Source organism: Pseudomonas oryzicola, assembly GCF_014269185.2.
In the GTDB taxonomy this organism is placed as follows: domain Bacteria; phylum Pseudomonadota; class Gammaproteobacteria; order Pseudomonadales; family Pseudomonadaceae; genus Aquipseudomonas; species Aquipseudomonas oryzicola.
On the sequence record NZ_JABWRZ020000001.1, the window covers coordinates 422,428 to 440,027 of the forward strand.

The window sequence follows — 17,600 nt, forward strand, 5'->3', positions numbered from 1 at the left end:
CGGGACTGATCCCGGGCTTAGTGCGTTCAACCAGGGATATTTATGTCACGCCGTATTTCCCCCGTCATACCCGGCTTCGGGCTGACGCTGGGCTACACCTTGGTGTACCTCAGCCTGATCGTGCTGATACCGCTGGCCGCGATGTTCGTGCATGCCGCGCAGCTGACCTGGGAGCAGTTCTGGAACGTCATCAGTGCACCGCGGGTGATCGCCGCGCTCAAGCTGAGTTTCGGTACTGCCCTGTTCGCCGCCATCATCAACGGCGTGATCGGCACGCTGCTGGCGTGGGTGCTGGTGCGCTACACCTTCCCCGGGCGCAAGGTCATCGATGCGATGATCGACCTGCCGTTCGCTTTGCCCACCGCCGTTGCCGGCATCGCCCTGACTGCCCTGTACGCGCCTTCGGGCTGGGTCGGCCAGTTCGCCACCGAGCTTGGTTTCAAGATCGCCTATACCCCGCTGGGCATCACCCTGGCCCTGACCTTCGTCACCCTGCCGTTCGTGGTGCGCACGGTGCAGCCGGTGCTGGCCGACGTCCCGCGCGAAGTCGAGGAGGCCGCTGCCTGCCTGGGTGCCAAGCCACTGCAGGTGTTCCGCCATGTGCTGGCGCCGGCGCTGCTGCCTGCCTGGCTCACCGGCTTTGCCCTGGCCTTCGCCCGCGGTGTGGGTGAGTATGGTTCGGTGATCTTCATTGCCGGCAACATGCCGATGAAGACCGAGATTCTGCCGCTGCTGATCATGGTCAAGCTCGACCAGTACGACTACACCGGCGCGACCGCCATCGGCGTGCTGATGCTGGTGGTTTCCTTCATCCTGCTGCTGCTGATCAACCTGCTGCAGCGCCGCATCGAAACCCCTTGAAGGAGGCCTGCATGTCCAGTTCAACCCTGAATGCAACCGCCGCCGCCAACGCCGCCCGCCGTGGCAGTGCAACGTCGCGGCGTATCCTGATCAGCCTTGGCTGGCTGGTGTTCGCGCTGTTCCTGCTGCTGCCGCTGGTGATCGTGGTTTCGCAAGCGCTGAAGAACGGCTTTGGCACGTTCTTCGAGGCAATCCTCGAGCCGGATGCGTTGTCGGCCCTGCAGCTGACCCTGATCGCGGTAGTCATTTCGGTACCGCTCAATCTGGTGTTCGGGGTCAGCGCCGCCTGGTGCGTGAGCAAGTACACCTTCCGTGGCAAGAGTCTCCTGGTCACCCTGATCGACCTGCCGTTCTCGGTGTCGCCGGTGATCGCCGGCCTGGTGTACGTGCTCATGTTCGGCGCGCAAGGCCTGTTCGGGCCGTGGCTGCAGGACCACGACATCCAGATCGTGTTCGCCCTGCCGGGCATTGTCCTGGCCACCATCTTCGTCACCGTGCCGTTCGTGGCCCGTGAACTGATCCCGCTGATGCAGGAGCAGGGTACGCAAGAGGAGGAGGCTGCGCGCCTGCTCGGCGCCAATGGCTGGCAGATGTTCTGGCATGTGACGCTGCCGAACATCAAATGGGGCCTGATCTACGGCGTGGTGCTGTGCACGGCGCGGGCCATGGGCGAGTTTGGCGCAGTATCGGTGGTGTCGGGCCATATTCGCGGTGTGACCAATACCTTGCCGCTGCACGTGGAGATCCTCTACAACGAGTACAACCACGTGGCGGCCTTCAGCGTGGCCAGCCTGCTGCTGATCATGGCGCTCTTCATCCTGCTGCTCAAGCAGTGGAGCGAGAACCGTATTAACCGCCTGCGCCACAGCGCCGCGGAGGAATGATTCATGTCGATCGAAGTTCGTAACGTCAGCAAGCGCTTCAACAGCTTCCAGGCACTGGACAACATCAACCTGGACATCAACAGCGGCGAGCTGGTGGCCCTGCTTGGCCCGTCCGGCTGCGGCAAGACCACTCTGTTGCGCATCATTGCCGGGCTGGAAACCCCCGACCAGGGCAATATCGTGTTCCATGGGGAGGATGTGTCAGGCCATGACGTGCGTGACCGCAACGTTGGTTTCGTGTTCCAGCACTACGCCTTGTTCCGCCACATGAGCGTGTTCGACAACGTCGCTTTCGGCCTGCGCATGAAGCCCAAGGGGGAGCGCCCGAGCGAAAGCAGGATTGCCGAAAAGGTGCATGAGCTGCTGAACATGGTACAGCTGGACTGGCTGTCCGATCGTTACCCCGAGCAATTGTCCGGTGGCCAGCGCCAGCGTATTGCCCTGGCCCGCGCGCTGGCGGTGGAGCCCAAGGTGCTGCTGCTGGATGAGCCGTTCGGTGCGCTGGATGCCAAGGTGCGCAAGGAGCTGCGCCGCTGGTTGGCGCGCCTGCACGAGGACATCAACCTGACCTCGGTATTCGTCACCCACGACCAGGAGGAAGCCATGGAAGTGGCTGACCGTATCGTGGTGATGAACAAGGGCGTGATCGAGCAGATCGGCTCGCCGGGCGAGGTGTACGAGCACCCTGCCAACGATTTCGTCTATCACTTCCTGGGTGACTCCAACCGCCTGGCCTTGAGCGAAGGGCACCATGTGCTGTTCCGCCCCCACGAGGTGTCGTTGTCGCGGCACGAGACCGAAGGGCATCATGCGGCCGAAGTGCGCGATATTCGACCGTTGGGCGCTACCACGCGGGTGACCCTGAAGGTTGAAGGGCAGAGCGAGCTGATCGAGGCCGAGGTGGTCAAGGACCACGACAGCCTGACCGGGTTGGCACGGGGCGAGACATTGTTCTTCCGGCCGAAGGTCTGGCAGAAACTGGCGGATATCTAAGTCGCCTCAGTACAGAAAAAACCCGGGCACCCTCCCGGGTTTTTTCATGCCTGGCAGAAGCCGGAGAACCTCCGCAGGGGGCCAGATCGGTCGCGTCAGGGGGCAACGTCGCGGTGCATCGTGACACAAGAAGTGCTGTACAAATTTGGTTATTAATAAATAGCTTCTTATTCCTTTACTGATATAACCATCGCCCTATACTGGCCTCCAAGCACGCAAACCCACTGGAGGCGTCCCCATGCGCAACGAGTCGATCCGTTACCTGATTGTGCCGGGCTGGCAAGGATCGCCAGACAACCATTGGCAAAGTCACTGGCAGCGCACCCTGCCCAACAGCGCACGGGTCGAGCAGCATGACTGGTTGACCCCGCAGCGCCAGGACTGGGTACAGGCGCTGGAGCAGGCGATTGCCGCAGAGCACTCGCCGGTGATTCTGATTGCCCACAGCCTGGGCTGCATCACCGTCGCTCATTGGGCCGTGCAGGCCAGCCCGACCTTGCTGCGGCGGGTGCGTGGCGCCTTGCTGGTCGCGCCGGCGGATGTCGAGCGACCCAATTGCGCACCAGCCCTGCGCAACTTCGCGCCGATTCCGAGCGAGGCGCTGCCGTTCCCCAGCCAGGTGGTCAGCTCGGATAACGACCCAGCCGTAAGCGTGCCACGGGCACTGTACCTAGCCCAGGCCTGGGGCGCTGAAGCGGGGCTGCTGAGCAACGCCGGGCACATCAACGTCAAGTCCGGCCATGAGCGCTGGGAACAAGGTTTCGCTTACCTGTATCGCTTGCAGAACCGGGTCGAGCAGCGCGCTCTGCGCCGCGCCTGATCGCCCTGACTGTCTACCGTTTGCCGACGCCCGGCCACTGCAGGCCTGGGGCGGGAGTTCGTCATGACTTTTCAAAATCCGTTTGGCCAGCCGCTGCTGACCTTTCCCGAGCTGGACAAGAGCCCCTTGAGCATTCGCGCCAAGGCGCTGGTGTTCATCGACCCGCGTTCCCAGCAGCTGCGCGAGCAACTCGAGCGCCTGGCGCCACAGCCCCTGCCAGTACTGATCCGTGGTGAAACCGGCACCGGCAAGGAGCTGCTGGCTCGGCAGATACACCGCGCCAGTGACCGCGGCGGGTTGTTCGTCTCGGTCAACTGTGCGGCCATCAGCACCAACTATGCCGAAGCCGAGCTGTTCGGCTACAGCGCCGGCAGCCATGGCGGCACGGCCAGCAGCCGCGCTGGCTGGTTCGGTTCAGCCAATGGTGGCACGCTGTACCTGGACGAAATCGCCGACTTGCCATTGGTCATTCAGGGCAAGCTGCTGGCCGCCCTGGAAAACCGCGAGGTTACCCGGGTCGGGGCGCAACAGCCGCAACCGGTGGATGTGCGCCTGGTGGCCGCCACCAGCATCGACCTGGCCCGGGTCGTGCGGGCGGGTCGCTTCAACGAGCGCTTGTACCAGTACTTGCGCGAAGGGGCGCTGGAACTGCCGCCGCTGCGTGAGCGGCCAGGCGATATCCTGCCGCTGGCCGAATATTTCGTGGGTATCTACAGCGTGCGCCTGCAACGGCCAGTGCCGCTGGTGAGCGAGGCCGCGCAACAGGTGCTGGAGGCGCACGCCTGGCCGGGCAATACCCGCGAACTGGAAAATGTCATTCACTTTGCCTTGTTGGTGAACGAGGGCGAGGAAATCGTGCCCGAGGACCTCGATATACCCAGCCCCGCGCGCTAGACATCGCTAATGAACAAAGTGACTGATAGCAATTTGATTTTGGAATAAGCAGCAAATTAAAAGATATTTTTACGGAATAAAAAATCTAGGTATCGTCCAGTCCACGCCCACTGATGAATCGGTTGGGCACCCGATTCGCCATCCTCGATGGCTCAGAACCAGAACAAGGATCACCATGAAGAAGACCCTGCTGACCACCACCCTGGCCGCTGCCCTGTCGTTCGCTGGCCTGGCTGCCGCTGCCGAGAAACTGGTGGTAGCCGCCACCCCGGTACCGCACGCTGAAATCCTCGAACTGATCAAGCCGACCCTGGCCAAGGAAGGTGTGGACCTGCAGATCAAGGTGTTCACCGACTACGTGCAGCCAAACGTGCAGGTTGACCAGAAGCGCCTGGACGCCAACTACTTCCAGACCCTGCCATACCTGCAGAATTTCAACGAAGGCAAGGGCACCCACCTGGAAACCGTGATCGGCGTTCATGTCGAGCCGTTTGGTGGCTACTCGAAGAAGGTCAAGAACCTGAGCGAACTGAAAGAAGGCGCCACCGTTGCCATCCCCAACGAGGGTAGCAACAGCGGCCGTGCCCTGCTGCTGCTGCAGAAGGCCGGCCTGATTACCCTGAAGGACCCGAAAAACGCCTTGGCCACGCCCAAGGATATCGCCGAGAACCCGAAGAAGCTGAAGTTCCGCGAGCTTGAATCGGCCATGCTGCCGCGCGTGCTGGACCAGGTCGACCTGGACATGATCAACACCAACTACGCCCTGGAAGCCGGCCTGAACCCGGCCAAGGATGCGCTGGTGATCGAAGGCAGCGACTCGCCATACGTGAACTTCCTGGTCGCTCGCCCGGACAACAAGGACAGCGAGGCCATCCAGAAACTGGCCAAGGCCCTGACCAGCCCGGAAGTGAAGGCCTTCATCGCCAAGAAGTACCAAGGTGCCGTACTGCCGGCGTTCTGATCCGCTGCCAGTATTGAAGAAACGCCGACCCATTCGTGTCGGCGTTTTTGTCTGCACAGGATTACCACAGGCTTGAATATTGAGGAGGGCGTGCGGCAGCAACTTTCTTGTGTTGCCGGCGATGGGCTGCAAAGCAGCCCTGGCAATCTCACCGGTTGCGCGGCAACCAGTTCAACAGGAACTCATTGACCACCCGTGGGTTCTCCAGGCTGGAGATATGCCCGGCAAACGGGATCTGCGCCGCCAGGCAGCCAATGAGCCGCGCCATTTCGCTGGACTCTTCCGGTGGCCGTGGAATGTCCTGGTCGCCACAGACTACGATGGTCCGCTCGCTGGCCAGCTCACCCAGCCGTGACAGCAAGTCCGGCCGGCCAAAAATCACTCGCCCCAGCGGATCGAGGCTTTGCCTGATCACCTCGGCACTGCTCGCCTTCAATGCTTCCCGGAAGCTTTCCCGTACCTTTGGCACCGTCTGCCCGCCAGCATGGAAGAAAATCGGCACGACGATATCCAGCAATGGCTCCGTGAACATGCCTGCGCCACTGGCCGCATCCAGCAGGCCGAAATACTTCAGCCGCGTCGACTCCGGTTCGGCGCCGAGATAGGTATCCATCAGCACCAGGCGGTCGACCCGTTCGGGGTGCTCCAGGGCCAGCTGCGCACCCCACATGCCGCCGACCGACAGGCCGACCAGATGGCATTGGCCGATATCCAGGGCGTCCAGCAGCTTCAGGTGCTGACGGGCCAGCGCGCTCATGTCGGTGGTAGTGGCGGGCGGTGCATCGGAGCCGCCGTGGCCCCATAGCTCGGGCACAATGACGCGAAAGTGTGCTGACAGGGCCTCGATCTGTGGTTGCCACATGTCGGCGGACCACAAGTAGCTGTGGCCGAGCAGCACTGGGAAGCCCTGGCCCTGGTCGACGCAGCTCATGCGGGCGCCGTCGATTTCGATGAAGTGTCTTTGCATGAATAGGGTCTCGGCTGGGAGGACTGTAGATTATCTGAAATTGTCGGGGCCGCTGTGCGGCCCCTTATGGCCCTGGCACCAATCGCAAGGTACTTTTCGCCGGGATCACGGCCATCTGCGCCCGCTGGTACTGCCCCTGCACATACCCCTCGGCCTGGTCCGCGTAGTGTTCGTCGAACGGCACGCCACTCTGTCCGACCGGGTTGCTGGTCAACGCCTGCCCAGCATCGGCAAAATCGATCAACCGCCGCGTAGACGGCCCATAGGTCACCGGCCATGGCGCCGGGCCGATCTTTGCCGAGAGATTGTTCGGTACCTCATGGGTACCCGGCGCGGCGAACGGGCCGACGTTGAACAGCAGGTGCAGTGGCTTCTTCACCCCAAGCGGGTGGTTGTGGGTCAGGGTGTGGGCCTTGCCCCACTGCCAGCTGGCCGGGTCATTGCCCAAGGTGTCGCGCAGGTGCTTCAGGCTGTGCTGCCAGGCCGTGCGCACGATGGCGGTGCGGTCGGTGCGCTGGTTGTCACCACGGGTGTTCCACCAGGGCGAATCGGCATCCGCCGCCAGGCGCGGCAGCGCGGCGTCGATGGCGCGGGTGCTGATCAGCACCGGGAACCAGGTATCGCCCAGTTCGTCATGCAGTGCGGCGAACGCCATTTCGTAGAGGAACTGGTTGAAGAGCGTGGCGCTGACCGAATCCAGCGGATAATCCCCCGTCCAGGCGGCCAGTTGCTCCACCAACTCCTTTTCTTCGTCACCCTCGGCCACCACGCGCAGCGTTGCCAGCAGCGGGGCAAGGGTACGCGGGCCATAATCGCTGGCGGTGCCCAGCTGTAGCGTCTGGCTGTTTTGCGTGTCCCACTTCACCTCGGGGTTGGCCAGTTGGTTGTCGAGCTGACGGCCACGGTCCGGCAGGTTGTAGTAACCCGGTATCGGCACCGCTGCCGGCGGTTGGTAATTGGCCGACACTATATAGCCACGCGCCGGGTTCTCCTGCTGCGGGTTGACGCTGAAGGGGTAGAAGCCGAGCTTGTCGGCCTGGGCGCTGGCGCCGTCGAGAATGAAGGCCGGGTCGACCCCGTCGGGGCGGATCGGCAGCTGCGCCGCCGCCCACCAGCCAATGTCGCCACGGGCATTGGCCCAGACGAAGTTCAGCCCGGGCGCGTGGACCTTGGCGGCGGCTTCGCGCATTTTGCTCAGGGTGTCGGCACGGTTGATCTGGTAGAAGCCATCGAGGATCGGGTTTTCGGTTTCCAGGAATGCCCACCACATGGCGATCGGCGTGGGCCCGGCGGTGGCGCCCAGTACGTCGTTGACGATCGGGCCGTGGGGCGATCGGCGCAGGCTGAGGGTCACCGGCGCTGCGCCTTTCACGGCGACCTGCTGCTCGGTCTTCTCCAGCGCCTGCCATTGGCCATCGATCATGACCTGGTTGGCGTCAGCCGGGTTAGTACGTTCGGCAATCAGGTCGATGTCATCGTTCTGAAACATGGTCAGGCTCCAGCCGAAGTCGCGGTTGTGGCCGAGCAGGGCGAATGGGTTAAGTGCCTGGAAGTAGCCGTACAGGTTGAAACCGGGCGCCGACAGTTCGGCCTCGTACCACACCGCCGGCACGGCGAAGCCGATATGCGGGTCGCCGGCCAGCAACGGCTTGCCGCTGCGGGTACGGCTGCCGGATACGGCCCAGGCGTTGCTGCCTTCGAACTGCGGGATGCCGGCCGCGCCGAGCGCCTCATGGCTAAGGCGGGCGAGCGCCTCCAGGCTGTGCCAGTCGGCAGCGGCCAGCGGCGTACCCAGGGCGCCCTCCGGCTGCCAGGCGAGGTCGAAGATGCCCAGGTACTCGGGGCCCAGCTGGTCACGGATATAAGTCAGTGCCGGCTCGGTACGAAAGGCAGCGGCGAAACTGTAGGCCATGTAGCCGGCAATGCTCAGCGTGTCTTCGGCGGTGAATGGGCGCGGGGTGATACCGAGCAGGTCGAATTCGACGGGCTTGGGGTGGCTGGCCTGCCAGCGATTGACGCCGTCGAGATAGGCCTGCAGGGCCTGCCAGGCAGGGGCTTGGCGGTCCTGACGCGCGGCCATCAGGGCGGCCTGTTCGCGAATGCGCAGGCTGCGGAACAGGGTGTCGGTGGGCAGCAGCTTGTCGCCCAGCACCTCGGTCAGTTCGCCACGGGCCAGGCGGCGCAGGATCTCCATCTGGAACAGCCGGTCCTGGGCATGCACATAGCCCAGTGCCCGGTACAGGTCCGCCTCGCTCTGCGCCTGCAGGTGCGGCACGCCGCGGGCGTCGTAGCGCACGCTGACCGGCGCTTGAAGGCCGGCGATGGCCACTTCGCCCTCGCGTTGCGGCAGTTTGCCCTGCACGTACCAGTATCCGGCGCCTGCGGCTACGGCAACCGCTACGGCCAACAGGGTCAGGCTGCGCTTCATTCAGGCTCCTTGTGCATTCCAGCGAAAAATGTGGTCCGATCATGGGCGGATTCGCGAACAGAGCATAGCCCCAGGAAGGAGTTTCCATGTCCCTCAGCGAAAAACAGAAAATGCTTACAGGCCAGCTCTATCATGCCGGTTGCCCCGAGCTGCAGGCCGAGCAGATCGCCAACAAGCACTGGATGCACCGCTACAACAGCAGCGTCGAACTGCTCAACGAAGCACGGCATGGGCTGTTGGCCGAGCATTTTGCCCAAGTTGGCGAAGGCGCGGTGATCCGCCCACCGTTCTATTGCGACTATGGCTACAACATCAGTGTCGGTCGCAATACTTTCATGAACTTCAACTGCGTGATTCTCGATGTGTTGCCGGTGCGTATCGGCGAGGACTGCCAGATCGGCCCCAACGTGCAGATCTACACCGCCGACCATCCGCTCGACCCCGAGGTGCGCCGCACCGGGTTGGAAAGCGGGCGGCCAGTGACCATCGGCAACAACGTGTGGATTGGTGGTGCAGCGATCATCCTGCCGGGGGTGACCATCGGCGACAACGCCGTGATAGGTGCCGGTAGTGTGGTGACGCGGGATGTACCGGCGGGAGCGACGGTGGTGGGTAACCCTGCGCGGGTACGCGGATAATATGAAAAGCCCTGCGGTGTCTGCCGCAGGGCTTTGTAGGTCAGGCGGGCTTGAAGCCGGGTTTGCCGTTGGCGGCGCGCCATTCTTTAATGCGGTTTATGACGCCTTGAGGGCTTTTGTCCGAGCCTGCTGGAGGGCGTGTCAGAACATCAGCCCCATCAGGGTGTTCGGTGATCTTTTTGAAATTGGAAATGATCCTGTCTCGAAAGCTCTCTAACTCAGTACCGCGGCGGCCCGCTCGGTTTTCGTACAGTTCTGTTATGAGCGCGAGGAATTCATCTTCTGTGTAATCCTCCAATTTGCCCTTGAGTGTCATTGATTGCTCTCCTTGTGGTGATCAATATGAACTCGCGGTGTCATGAGTACAAGATTGTCCAGATCATACACTGCGCCACCGCTTGCGATTTCATGCTTATGATGGATCTCCAGCTTTATTCGTCTTCCTACCGGAATTGGCGCGCCTGCTGCCGTGCTTGCTGCGTCCAATACCCTGTCTGGCGTAAGCACCCCATTACCGCTGGCAACTCCCGGAATATTGCGGGGGCTGCGCAACATCACATAGATCGGCGCCAGTCCTGAATCTGCCGGGAAGATGATGACGTAGTCATCAATGTGCAGTTCGGGCCGTTCGGGGAAAGAGCGGATGTCCGCCTGCTGCGGCACAATGAGGCGTCCGGGGTAGTGCTTCTGCACCTCTTCTACGATGGGCTGGCCGCCGACGTAGGCGCCGGAGTGCAAGTCCAGTTTGCCCAGGCTGCTTGGCGGTGTTGCCGGGTGCCAGAGTAGGGTGGCGCCGCCTGGGCCATCGGCAGTGAAGCGGTAGGCTTTGACGGCAGAGTCCCATTGCGCCTGGCGCACTCGCACATCACGCAGTACAGCGTTGCCGTCGGTGTTGACCAGGTAGACCTCGGTCTGCTCGCCGCTGGGTACCGCGTTCATGCGCAGCGGCAACTCCAGCGTCTGGCCTGCCAAGCGATTGGCCTGTTGGGTGAGGTCGGCACCGGCTGTCATTGAGGCCAGCGGGACAGTTACGCCCATACGCTCGCCGTCACCAAGGCGGGCTGAGTAGAACATCAGCGGGGCATATCTGAGCGCGACCGTGAGGCTGCTTTCGAGCAGGCGTACCGCAGCTTTGCTCAGAAGTTTGCCAAAGGGCTCCCATACAGACTCGAAATGCGCCACGCCACCGCGAGAGGTGGCAAGCACCAGCGGATGGCGGGTGCTGGCGGCCCAAGCGTTGAAGATGACCGGTGTGCTACTCGGGGGGCGCCCGGCGAGCGCAGCGAGGTAGAGCTGTTCGTCGAATGCAGCAGTGAGGCTGCGGTCCGACGCTGCAAGCAGGCGTGCGACGTTGGCCTTTTCAGTTGGCCACGACTGGACATGGGTGGCGTTGAAAGCGCTGACTTGCTGCTTGAGATCCAGCAACTCCTGCTTGTGTGGCAGCGGTGAGCGCGCGGTGTCCAGCTTGAGCGTGACGTCAATTCTGGTAGGGGTATGGCGCATGTGCCCATAGAGCTTGTCGAGGTCGACGTACTGGGTGCTGAGAGTGGCTCGGCACTTGAGCAAGTCGGGTCGACGCCAGATAGCGAGACGGTATGCGGTTGTGGCCCCAAAAATATTGCGGGACTGGTGGAAGACGGGGAGCATTTTACAATGCTGTCGGCTAGCTCGACGGATCCGTGTTGAGACATACAGTTTCTCCATTGCTCTGTATGTCGCTACGGTAAGAATCCTCCTGTGGGCTGCTGCTGTAGATAATCCTTGGGTGCTTGCTATCTACCAGGGGCAATAGCACCCTGAGGCAAGGGTGTTGTCGGCCTGTACAGGCCGGTTTGCGAGTAGTGCCTGGATGACCGGCTCGATGAAGCTGTTGCTGGCGTTGCACACCGCCCCTTCGCTGTATGGGCCGAAGTAAGCCAGGCGGCCTTGCCTGTCCCAGATGGCAATGGCCGGAGAGGCCGGCAGCTGCTCGCTGCCGGGCAAGCTGGCGATGGGCTGCAGGCTGCTCAGGTTGGCCGGCAACTGGCCATGGCTGCCGGGCTTTTGCAGCACATGGAAGACCACCCCTTGCGCGGCAAACTGGCTGACCAGTTCGCCCAGGTGCTGCTGGTTACCGACGTTGCACGGGCAGGTCGGGTCCCAGAAGTGCACCACGCGGATCGGCCCGGGGCCGGCCAGCTCGGCGGGCAGCTGCAGTTGGCTGCCGTCGAACAGCGTGGTCTGGTTGTCGAATGGACGCAGGTAGCGGGCCTGGAAGGTGGTGTAGGCCTGCCAGAGGATGGCGGCCCCGACCAGCAGGGCAACTGCTGTGCACAGCGGTTTGATGATCCGGTTGTTCATGAAGTTCTTCCGCGGTCCCCTTGTAGGAGCGGCCTTGTGTCGCGAGAGGGCCGCAAAGCGGCCCCGGCAACATCAGCCTGATGCACAAATCCCGGGGGCGCTTCGCACCCCTATCGCGACACAAGGCCGCTCCTACAAGGTTCGGTGCTGGTCGTTCGAAGCTGAGCAAGCTTGCCACGATGCCGGCCAGAGCTGAATATCGCAGATCAATACTTGCTTCGCTTTGGATGTAACGATGCCCGCTGCCTTTCACCCCGACCTGCTGCGCACCAGCCTGGCACCGTTGACCGCGCGCCAGGCGCTGTCGGCACAGGCCCTGGAATACCAGCGCTTCTATGGCCTGAACCTGCCGGCGCAAAGCTGGCTGGGCGGCTTTCAGGCTGCAGGCTTCGATCTGGTCGGGCAGGTCTGGTTACCCGAGCAGGCCAACGCGACGCTGTTCCTGCTGCACGGCTACTACGACCATATGGGCCTCTATCGGCACGTGATCGAGTGGGCGCTCGAGCAAGGATTTGCCGTAATCAGCTGCGACCTGCCCGGTCATGGCCTGTCCAGTGGCGAGCGGGCCTGCATCAGTGATTTCGCGCTGTACCAACAGGCGCTGGAGGCGTTGTTCGAGCAGGCGCGCTTGCTGCAATTGCCACGCCCGTGGCATCTGTGCGGGCAGAGCACCGGTGGTGCGATTGCCGTGGACCACCTGTTGTACCAGGGCGCACAGAGCCCCATCGATGGTCAGGTCATCCTGTTGGCACCGCTGGTGCGGCCGTGTTCCTGGCGCTGGTCGAAGTTGAGTTATCGCGTGCTGCGCCACTTCGTCAACGGCATCGAACGGCGCTTCAGCGAGAACACCAATGACCCGGCCTTTCTACCGTTCCTCGAAGCCGACCCGCTGCAACCGCGCCGCCTGCCAACGGCCTGGGTGGGGGCCTTGATCGCCTGGGTCAAACGCATCGAGGCCGCCCCGTGCAGCACGCGGCGGCCATTGATCGTGCAAGGGGAGGCGGATGGCACGGTGGACTGGCCCTACAACCTTGAAGTACTCAAGGCCAAGTTCGCCGAGCCGCAGATCCTGCTGCTGCCCGAAGCTCGCCACCACCTGGCCAACGAGCTGCCGGGCATTCGCCAGCGCTACTTCGACTTCATCGACCAGCGCCTGGGCTGATCACTGCAGGTCGCTGCTGCTCTGGCCCACTGCCAGGCCTGCGCGAACGGCGGCCAGGGCTGCCTGGTAGTAGGCCTTGCCTTCAGGCGATTCGGCAAAGGTCGCGAACTCTTCCAGCTCGGCGTCGGAAAGGTCGCGGTAGACATACAACAGGGTGTTGTTGAGGTCTTCGCCGATCTGGCTCATCAGGCGCTGGCGCTGGCCATCGAGCAGGCCCTGGGCCTGGCCGTTACCGAACAGGCCGGGGATCATCGAACTGAGGCTGTCCGCTGCCACGCCCGCAATGGCCAGGCTGACTTCAGCACCGGCCTCGCGCGCCGGCAGGGCCTGGGCCAGGTGGCCAATGATGAGCAGGCGGTCGTCGCTGGCCTGGATCTTTGGCAGGCCTTTGGCATTTCTGGCCAGTTCATCCTTGCGTGTGGCCTTGAGTTCGGCCGCCACCACCTTGCGCCCCAGCGGCGACTGGAAGAACGCCAGCGCCGGCGCCGGGTTGGCCAGGGTCGCCCGCAGTTTTGCCTGGGCGCGACGATCCACGGCCTGGGCCTGGAAACGCTGGTTGCTGTTGTTGACCAGCGCCTGGTACACGGCGGGTGGCAAACTGTTGCGGTAGCGTTCCTGGGCAGCGGTCAGGGCATCGTTGAAATGGGCGCGCTGGTCGGGCCAGCCGGCAGCCTTGTACAGTCGATCCAGGTTGTCTGCCCAGACAGGCAAGGTGCAGATCATCAGCAGAATCAGGGAAAACAGACGGCGCATTCAGGACTCCTGTCGGCAGGCGGCTATTGTCCTTGGCCCGGCGTCGGTTTGTCGAGATATCCGCATATTTGTCGGCCAAGTGGCGCTGTGCGGCGGCATGGCTAATGGATATGATGCGCGCCATGCATATTACCTCTGAACACCCGATGCTCGCGGCCGTCGTCGACGATCTGGCCACCCATGGCTGGTCGCAGCAGGCGCTCTTTCTGCCTGCCGACCTGGTGCGTGCGCTGGCGGCCGAATGCCGGCGTCGTGATGCCGAAGGCGAACTCAACCCTGCAGGGGTTGGGCGTGGTGTTGCCCAGGAGGTGCGCGAAGCCATTCGCGGTGACCAGATCCAGTGGGTCGACCCCGGCCAGGCCGAGGCCTGCGACCAGTATCTGGCTGCCATGGACCAGCTGCGTCAGGCCATCAACCGCGGCCTGTATCTGGGCCTGGAAGATTTCGAGTGCCATTTTGCCCTGTATCCGCCAGGGGCGTTCTATCGCCGGCACCTGGACCGTTTCCGCGACGATGACCGGCGTATGGTGTCGGCAGTGCTCTACCTGAATGAAAGCTGGCAGCCGCAGGACGGTGGCCAGTTGCGCATGTTCCTGGCGGACGGCGTCGAACACGATGTGCAACCGGTGGCGGGTTGCCTGGTGGTGTTCCTGTCCGGTGAGGTGCCGCACGAAGTGCTGCCGGCCGGGCGCGAGCGGCTGTCGTTGACCGGCTGGTTCCGGCGCCGTGGCAATGACCCGTTCTGAGTTGCCCAAGGTGCTGGTCAGCGCTTGCCTGTTGGGGCAGGCGGTGCGTTATGACGGCCGCACCAGTGGTTACCCCGAGCTGTTGCAGCGTTGGCAGGTCGAAGGGCGTGTGGTGCCGTTATGTCCTGAAGTGGCAGGCGGCTTGCCAACCCCCCGGGCGCCTGCAGAAATACCGGGTGGGCAGGGCGCCGCGGTGCTCGACGGTGATGTGCAGGTGCTGACGGTGACTGCTGAAGACGTCAGTGCGCAGTTCATTGCCGGGGCGCAGCAGGCGCTGGAGTTGGTGCGCCGGCATGGCATTCGCGTGGCGGTGCTGAAGGCCGGCAGCCCTTCGTGTGGTAACCGCTTGATCTATGACGGCACGTTCAGTGGCGTGAAGGTAGCCGGGGAAGGCGTGACCACGGCGCTGCTGCGGCGGGCTGGGGTGCAGGTGTTCAGCGAGCTGGAGCTGGAGCAGGCGGAACAGGCGCTGGCTGGGCTTTCAGTTTAAGCCAGTATCGGCCCTTTCACGGGCTCACCCGCGAAAGGGCCGGTACTGGCGACGAAGGAACTTACTGCCCGGCCGCCGTAGTCGGTACACCCTTGAACCACTTCTGCTCGAGCTCGGCAGTCCGCCCACTGTCCTTGAGCCGCTGCAATGCGTTGTTCAGCGCACTTTGGAAAGCCGGGTTGTCCTTCTGGAACGGGATCACCAGCTGTTTCTCGCCAAACGGCTGGCTTACATCGAGCGGGCCATCAGCCTTGGGCGATTCACTCGACGGGGTCAGGGCAATGTCGTACTTGCCACTCTCGACACCCGGCAGTACCTCGGCTGCGGGGGCCTCGATGAATTCGGCGCGCAGGTCCAGCTCCCTGGCCAGGTCCTGGCCAAACTCCACGTCGAAGCCGGTCAGCTGGTCGTTTTCCTTGAAAGCGTACGGCGAATTGCCAGCCTGTACAGCAATACGCAGTTCGCCCCGGTCGGCAACTTCGTCTATCAGCTCGGCCTGTGCCAACGGCGTGATCAGCAGCGCCAGCAGTAGTCCAATGGTCGAACGCATGAAAGCCCCTTTCTTCTTGGCAGGTGAATAGCGCCCGCCACGACTTTTTTCCTCACCGTGGTCGAGCGCAGCCTATGACCTTGAAGCTTCGGCGATGTTTAACCGTGACGGAAATATTTCTACCTGTCGATGTGAACATATGGGCGTCCATATCAACTAAGGTGAATTACCGCCGCCGTTGGATCGCAGGCGGGGGCCAACAAGTGAATCACAGGAGAAGTGAATGAACAGCCTATTTTCGCGTGCTGCCGTTGCGGGTCTGCTGATGGGGGCATCGGTGCTGGCCATTGCCGCAGATACATTGAAAAGCCAGGAGCCGCCCAAGGAGGCCAAGGTCTTCATCGTTTCCCCCGCCGATGGCGCCACGGTCGACAAGACCTTCACCATCAAGTTCGGCATCGAGGGCATGGCACTCAAGCCCGCCGGCGACCACACCCCGCATACCGGCCATCACCACCTGTTGGTGGATGTGGACAAGGAGCCAGTGGCCGACATGCCTCTGCCAACCAGCCTGATGCCGGAAAAAGGCGTGGCGCTGCCAGATGGGCCGCAGGTGCTGCACTTCGGCAAGGCGCAGACCGAAACCACCATTACCCTGACTCCGGGCAAGCACACCCTGCAACTGATACTGGGTGACCAGTATCACGTGCCGTTCAAGCCAAGTGTCGAGTCGCAGAAGATCACGGTTGAAGTGAAATAAAAAAGGGAGGCCATCACGGCCTCCCTCTTTCACACCACCAGCAAAATCAGAACAGGACGCGGGAACGGATGGTGCCCTTGACCTGTTGCAGCTTCTCTTGCGCCAGGTCCGAGTACTCGGCGTCGACGTCGATCACCACGTAACCGACTTTCTCGTTGGTCTGCAGGAACTGACCCGAGATGTTGATGCCATTCTCGGCGAAGACCTTGTTGATCTCGCTGAGCACGCCCGGGATGTTCTGGTGGATGTGCAGCAGGCGGTGCTTGCCTGGGTGTGCCGGCAGGGCCACTTCGGGGAAGTTGACCGAGGACACCGAGGTACCGTTGTCGCTGTACTTGACCAGCTTCTCGGCCACTTCCAGGCCGATGTTGGCCTGGGCTTCGGCGGTGGAACCACCGATGTGCGGGGTCAGGATCACGTTGTCCAGGCCACGCAGCGGGCTTTCGAACTCTTCGTCGTTGGAGCGCGGCTCGACCGGGAACACGTCGATGGCAGCGCCGATCAGGTGCTTGTCCTTGATCGCGGCAGCCAGGTGGTCCAGCTCGACCACGGTGCCACGGGCGGCGTTGATCAGGATCGAACCTTTCTTCATGGCACGAATTTCCTTCTCGCCAATCATCCACTGGGTGGACGGCAGCTCAGGCACGTGCAGCGAGACGATGTCGGCCAGGCCCAGCAGTTCGTGCAGGCTGGTCACCTGCACCGCGTTGCCCAGTGGCAGCTTGGTCAGCGGGTCGAAGAAATACACCTGCATGCCCAGGCTTTCGGCCAGGACCGACAGTTGGGTACCGATCGAGCCGTAGCCGACAATGCCAAGCTTCTTGCCGCGAATCTCGAACGAGTTGGCCGCGCTCTTGATCCAGCCGCCACGGTGGCAGGAGGCGTTTTTCTCAGGGATGCCGCGCAGCAGCAGGATGGCCTCGGCCAGTACCAGTTCGGCCACCGAACGGGTGTTGGAGTACGGTGCGTTGAACACGGCGATACCGCGCTCGCGGGCCGCTTCCAGGTCGACCTGGTTGGTGCCGATGCAGAAGCAGCCAACCGCGACCAGTTTCTTGGCGCAGTCGAAGATCTCTTCGGTCAGCTGGGTGCGCGAACGAATGCCGATGAAGTGGGCATCGGCGATCTTTTCCTTCAGCTCGGCTTCCGGCAGCGAACCAGTGAGGTATTCGATGTTGGTGTAGCCAGCGGCCTTGAGGGTATCGACCGCGTTCTGGTGCACACCTTCAAGAAGAAGGAACCGGATCTTGCTCTTGTCGAGAGAAGTCTTGCTCATCTGCGTAAACCTGTATCCCGGAGAAAAAATGGCGAGGGGTGATGCCAGGCGCCAGGGCTGCCTTAGCATGAACAGCGGGAGGGCTATGCTAGCATACGCGACACAGTCTGAGCTTATCCCGACAGGTGAAGAGTGCT

Annotated in this window: 19 protein-coding genes; 11 read left to right on the forward strand and 8 right to left on the reverse strand. The window is 62.6% G+C overall.

Going from position 1 to position 17,600, the window contains the following annotated elements; translation table 11 throughout:
- Positions 1-42: 42 nt before the first annotated feature.
- The 6 genes from cysT (at position 43) to HU760_RS02000 (ending at position 5,413) form a co-directional block, all read left to right on the forward strand.
- Positions 43-861, forward strand: coding sequence for a sulfate ABC transporter permease subunit CysT (cysT, locus tag HU760_RS01975; RefSeq protein ID WP_186672026.1), 819 nt, complete (start codon positions 43-45; stop codon positions 859-861).
- 11 nt (positions 862-872) lie between these two features.
- A complete protein-coding gene (gene cysW / locus HU760_RS01980) occupies positions 873-1,745 on the forward strand; it encodes a sulfate ABC transporter permease subunit CysW (RefSeq protein WP_186672028.1) in 873 nt (290 codons plus the stop codon).
- A gap of 3 nt (positions 1,746-1,748) precedes the next feature.
- Entirely contained in the window at positions 1,749-2,738 is a 990-nt protein-coding gene (locus HU760_RS01985; protein WP_186672030.1) for a sulfate/molybdate ABC transporter ATP-binding protein, read from the forward strand.
- 238 nt (positions 2,739-2,976) lie between these two features.
- Complete coding sequence (locus HU760_RS01990; RefSeq protein WP_186672032.1) at positions 2,977-3,558, forward strand: alpha/beta hydrolase; 582 nt, start codon at positions 2,977-2,979, stop codon at positions 3,556-3,558.
- A gap of 63 nt (positions 3,559-3,621) precedes the next feature.
- On the forward strand, positions 3,622-4,452 hold the full coding sequence (locus tag HU760_RS01995; RefSeq protein ID WP_186672034.1) for a sigma 54-interacting transcriptional regulator: 831 nt from the start codon (positions 3,622-3,624) through the stop codon (positions 4,450-4,452).
- A 175-nt stretch (positions 4,453-4,627) separates the two neighbouring features.
- Positions 4,628-5,413 carry a MetQ/NlpA family ABC transporter substrate-binding protein gene (locus tag HU760_RS02000; RefSeq protein ID WP_186672036.1) on the forward strand — a complete coding sequence of 262 codons (786 nt, stop codon included), beginning with the start codon at positions 4,628-4,630 and terminating at the stop codon, positions 5,411-5,413.
- A gap of 148 nt (positions 5,414-5,561) precedes the next feature.
- Here the strand turns inward: HU760_RS02000 and HU760_RS02005 are convergent, their stop codons facing one another.
- Positions 5,562-6,380, reverse strand: a complete 819-nt coding sequence (locus HU760_RS02005) for an alpha/beta fold hydrolase (RefSeq protein WP_186672038.1) — start codon at positions 6,378-6,380, stop codon at positions 5,562-5,564.
- Positions 6,381-6,444: 64 nt separating this feature from the next.
- Positions 6,445-8,808, reverse strand: a complete 2,364-nt coding sequence (locus HU760_RS02010) for a penicillin acylase family protein (protein WP_186672040.1) — start codon at positions 8,806-8,808, stop codon at positions 6,445-6,447.
- Between the two features lie 86 nt (positions 8,809-8,894).
- Here HU760_RS02010 and HU760_RS02015 point away from each other — a divergent pair, with 86 nt between their 5' ends.
- Positions 8,895-9,446 (forward strand): sugar O-acetyltransferase, encoded by a 552-nt coding sequence (locus HU760_RS02015; RefSeq protein WP_186672042.1) that lies wholly within the window; start codon positions 8,895-8,897, stop codon positions 9,444-9,446.
- 40 nt (positions 9,447-9,486) lie between these two features.
- Here HU760_RS02015 and HU760_RS02020 read toward each other — a convergent pair whose 3' ends face one another.
- The 3 genes from HU760_RS02020 to HU760_RS02030 all read right to left on the reverse strand — a co-directional run bounded on the left by HU760_RS02020 (position 9,487) and on the right by HU760_RS02030 (position 11,786).
- Positions 9,487-9,762 carry a bacteriocin immunity protein gene (locus HU760_RS02020; protein WP_170033547.1) on the reverse strand — a complete coding sequence of 92 codons (276 nt, stop codon included), beginning with the start codon at positions 9,760-9,762 and terminating at the stop codon, positions 9,487-9,489.
- A complete protein-coding gene (locus HU760_RS02025; RefSeq protein WP_225932791.1) occupies positions 9,759-11,093 on the reverse strand; it encodes an S-type pyocin domain-containing protein in 1,335 nt (444 codons plus the stop codon). The genes HU760_RS02020 and HU760_RS02025 overlap by 4 nt, the downstream gene beginning before the upstream one ends.
- Before the next feature lie 129 nt (positions 11,094-11,222).
- Positions 11,223-11,786, reverse strand: a complete 564-nt coding sequence (locus HU760_RS02030; RefSeq protein ID WP_186672046.1) for a DUF6436 domain-containing protein — start codon at positions 11,784-11,786, stop codon at positions 11,223-11,225.
- 235 nt (positions 11,787-12,021) lie between these two features.
- Here HU760_RS02030 and bipL point away from each other — a divergent pair, with 235 nt between their 5' ends.
- Positions 12,022-12,948 (forward strand): phospholipase BipL, encoded by a 927-nt coding sequence (bipL, locus tag HU760_RS02035; protein ID WP_186672048.1) that lies wholly within the window; start codon positions 12,022-12,024, stop codon positions 12,946-12,948.
- Here bipL and HU760_RS02040 read toward each other — a convergent pair whose 3' ends face one another.
- Positions 12,949-13,701, reverse strand: coding sequence for a DUF2059 domain-containing protein (locus HU760_RS02040; RefSeq protein WP_186672050.1), 753 nt, complete (start codon positions 13,699-13,701; stop codon positions 12,949-12,951). It lies immediately after the preceding gene.
- 113 nt (positions 13,702-13,814) lie between these two features.
- Here HU760_RS02040 and HU760_RS02045 point away from each other — a divergent pair, with 113 nt between their 5' ends.
- Positions 13,815-14,447 carry a 2OG-Fe(II) oxygenase gene (locus tag HU760_RS02045; protein ID WP_186672963.1) on the forward strand — a complete coding sequence of 211 codons (633 nt, stop codon included), beginning with the start codon at positions 13,815-13,817 and terminating at the stop codon, positions 14,445-14,447.
- A complete protein-coding gene (locus tag HU760_RS02050; protein WP_186672052.1) occupies positions 14,434-14,937 on the forward strand; it encodes a 2-thiouracil desulfurase family protein in 504 nt (167 codons plus the stop codon). Before HU760_RS02045 ends, HU760_RS02050 begins: the two co-directional genes overlap by 14 nt.
- A 61-nt stretch (positions 14,938-14,998) precedes the next feature.
- On the opposite strand, the gene HU760_RS02055 is transcribed toward HU760_RS02050, so the two are convergent.
- Complete coding sequence (locus tag HU760_RS02055) at positions 14,999-15,487, reverse strand: substrate-binding periplasmic protein (protein ID WP_186672063.1); 489 nt, start codon at positions 15,485-15,487, stop codon at positions 14,999-15,001.
- Positions 15,488-15,710: 223 nt separating this feature from the next.
- Here HU760_RS02055 and HU760_RS02060 point away from each other — a divergent pair, with 223 nt between their 5' ends.
- The gene (locus tag HU760_RS02060) at positions 15,711-16,187 is read left to right on the forward strand and encodes a DUF4399 domain-containing protein (protein ID WP_186672064.1); all 477 of its coding nucleotides are present in this window, start codon (positions 15,711-15,713) and stop codon (positions 16,185-16,187) included.
- Between the two features lie 46 nt (positions 16,188-16,233).
- Here HU760_RS02060 and serA read toward each other — a convergent pair whose 3' ends face one another.
- Positions 16,234-17,463, reverse strand: coding sequence for a phosphoglycerate dehydrogenase (serA, locus tag HU760_RS02065; RefSeq protein ID WP_170033531.1), 1,230 nt, complete (start codon positions 17,461-17,463; stop codon positions 16,234-16,236).
- Between the last annotated feature and the right edge of the window lie 137 nt (positions 17,464-17,600).

Excerpts from the sequence above, each read along its gene's own strand:
- cysT (WP_186672026.1), top strand. The coding sequence starts at position 43 with ATGTCACGCCGTATTTCCCCCGTCATACCCGGCTTCGGGCTGACGCTG.
- HU760_RS02030 (WP_186672046.1), bottom strand. The coding sequence starts at position 11,786 with ATGAACAACCGGATCATCAAACCGCTGTGCACAGCAGTTGCCCTGCTG.
- HU760_RS02000 (WP_186672036.1), top strand. The coding sequence starts at position 4,628 with ATGAAGAAGACCCTGCTGACCACCACCCTGGCCGCTGCCCTGTCGTTC.
- cysW (WP_186672028.1), top strand. The coding sequence starts at position 873 with ATGTCCAGTTCAACCCTGAATGCAACCGCCGCCGCCAACGCCGCCCGC.
- HU760_RS01995 (WP_186672034.1), top strand. The coding sequence starts at position 3,622 with ATGACTTTTCAAAATCCGTTTGGCCAGCCGCTGCTGACCTTTCCCGAG.
- HU760_RS02005 (WP_186672038.1), bottom strand. The coding sequence starts at position 6,380 with ATGCAAAGACACTTCATCGAAATCGACGGCGCCCGCATGAGCTGCGTC.
- HU760_RS02060 (WP_186672064.1), top strand. The coding sequence starts at position 15,711 with ATGAACAGCCTATTTTCGCGTGCTGCCGTTGCGGGTCTGCTGATGGGG.
- HU760_RS02050 (WP_186672052.1), top strand. The coding sequence starts at position 14,434 with ATGACCCGTTCTGAGTTGCCCAAGGTGCTGGTCAGCGCTTGCCTGTTG.
- HU760_RS02020 (WP_170033547.1), bottom strand. The coding sequence starts at position 9,762 with ATGACACTCAAGGGCAAATTGGAGGATTACACAGAAGATGAATTCCTC.
- serA (WP_170033531.1), bottom strand. The coding sequence starts at position 17,463 with ATGAGCAAGACTTCTCTCGACAAGAGCAAGATCCGGTTCCTTCTTCTT.
- HU760_RS02055 (WP_186672063.1), bottom strand. The coding sequence starts at position 15,487 with ATGCGTTCGACCATTGGACTACTGCTGGCGCTGCTGATCACGCCGTTG.
- HU760_RS01985 (WP_186672030.1), top strand. The coding sequence starts at position 1,749 with ATGTCGATCGAAGTTCGTAACGTCAGCAAGCGCTTCAACAGCTTCCAG.
- bipL (WP_186672048.1), top strand. The coding sequence starts at position 12,022 with ATGCCCGCTGCCTTTCACCCCGACCTGCTGCGCACCAGCCTGGCACCG.
- HU760_RS02010 (WP_186672040.1), bottom strand. The coding sequence starts at position 8,808 with ATGAAGCGCAGCCTGACCCTGTTGGCCGTAGCGGTTGCCGTAGCCGCA.
- HU760_RS02045 (WP_186672963.1), top strand. The coding sequence starts at position 13,815 with ATGCGCGCCATGCATATTACCTCTGAACACCCGATGCTCGCGGCCGTC.
- HU760_RS02025 (WP_225932791.1), bottom strand. The coding sequence starts at position 11,093 with ATGCTCCCCGTCTTCCACCAGTCCCGCAATATTTTTGGGGCCACAACC.
- HU760_RS01990 (WP_186672032.1), top strand. The coding sequence starts at position 2,977 with ATGCGCAACGAGTCGATCCGTTACCTGATTGTGCCGGGCTGGCAAGGA.
- HU760_RS02015 (WP_186672042.1), top strand. The coding sequence starts at position 8,895 with ATGTCCCTCAGCGAAAAACAGAAAATGCTTACAGGCCAGCTCTATCAT.
- HU760_RS02040 (WP_186672050.1), bottom strand. The coding sequence starts at position 13,701 with ATGCGCCGTCTGTTTTCCCTGATTCTGCTGATGATCTGCACCTTGCCT.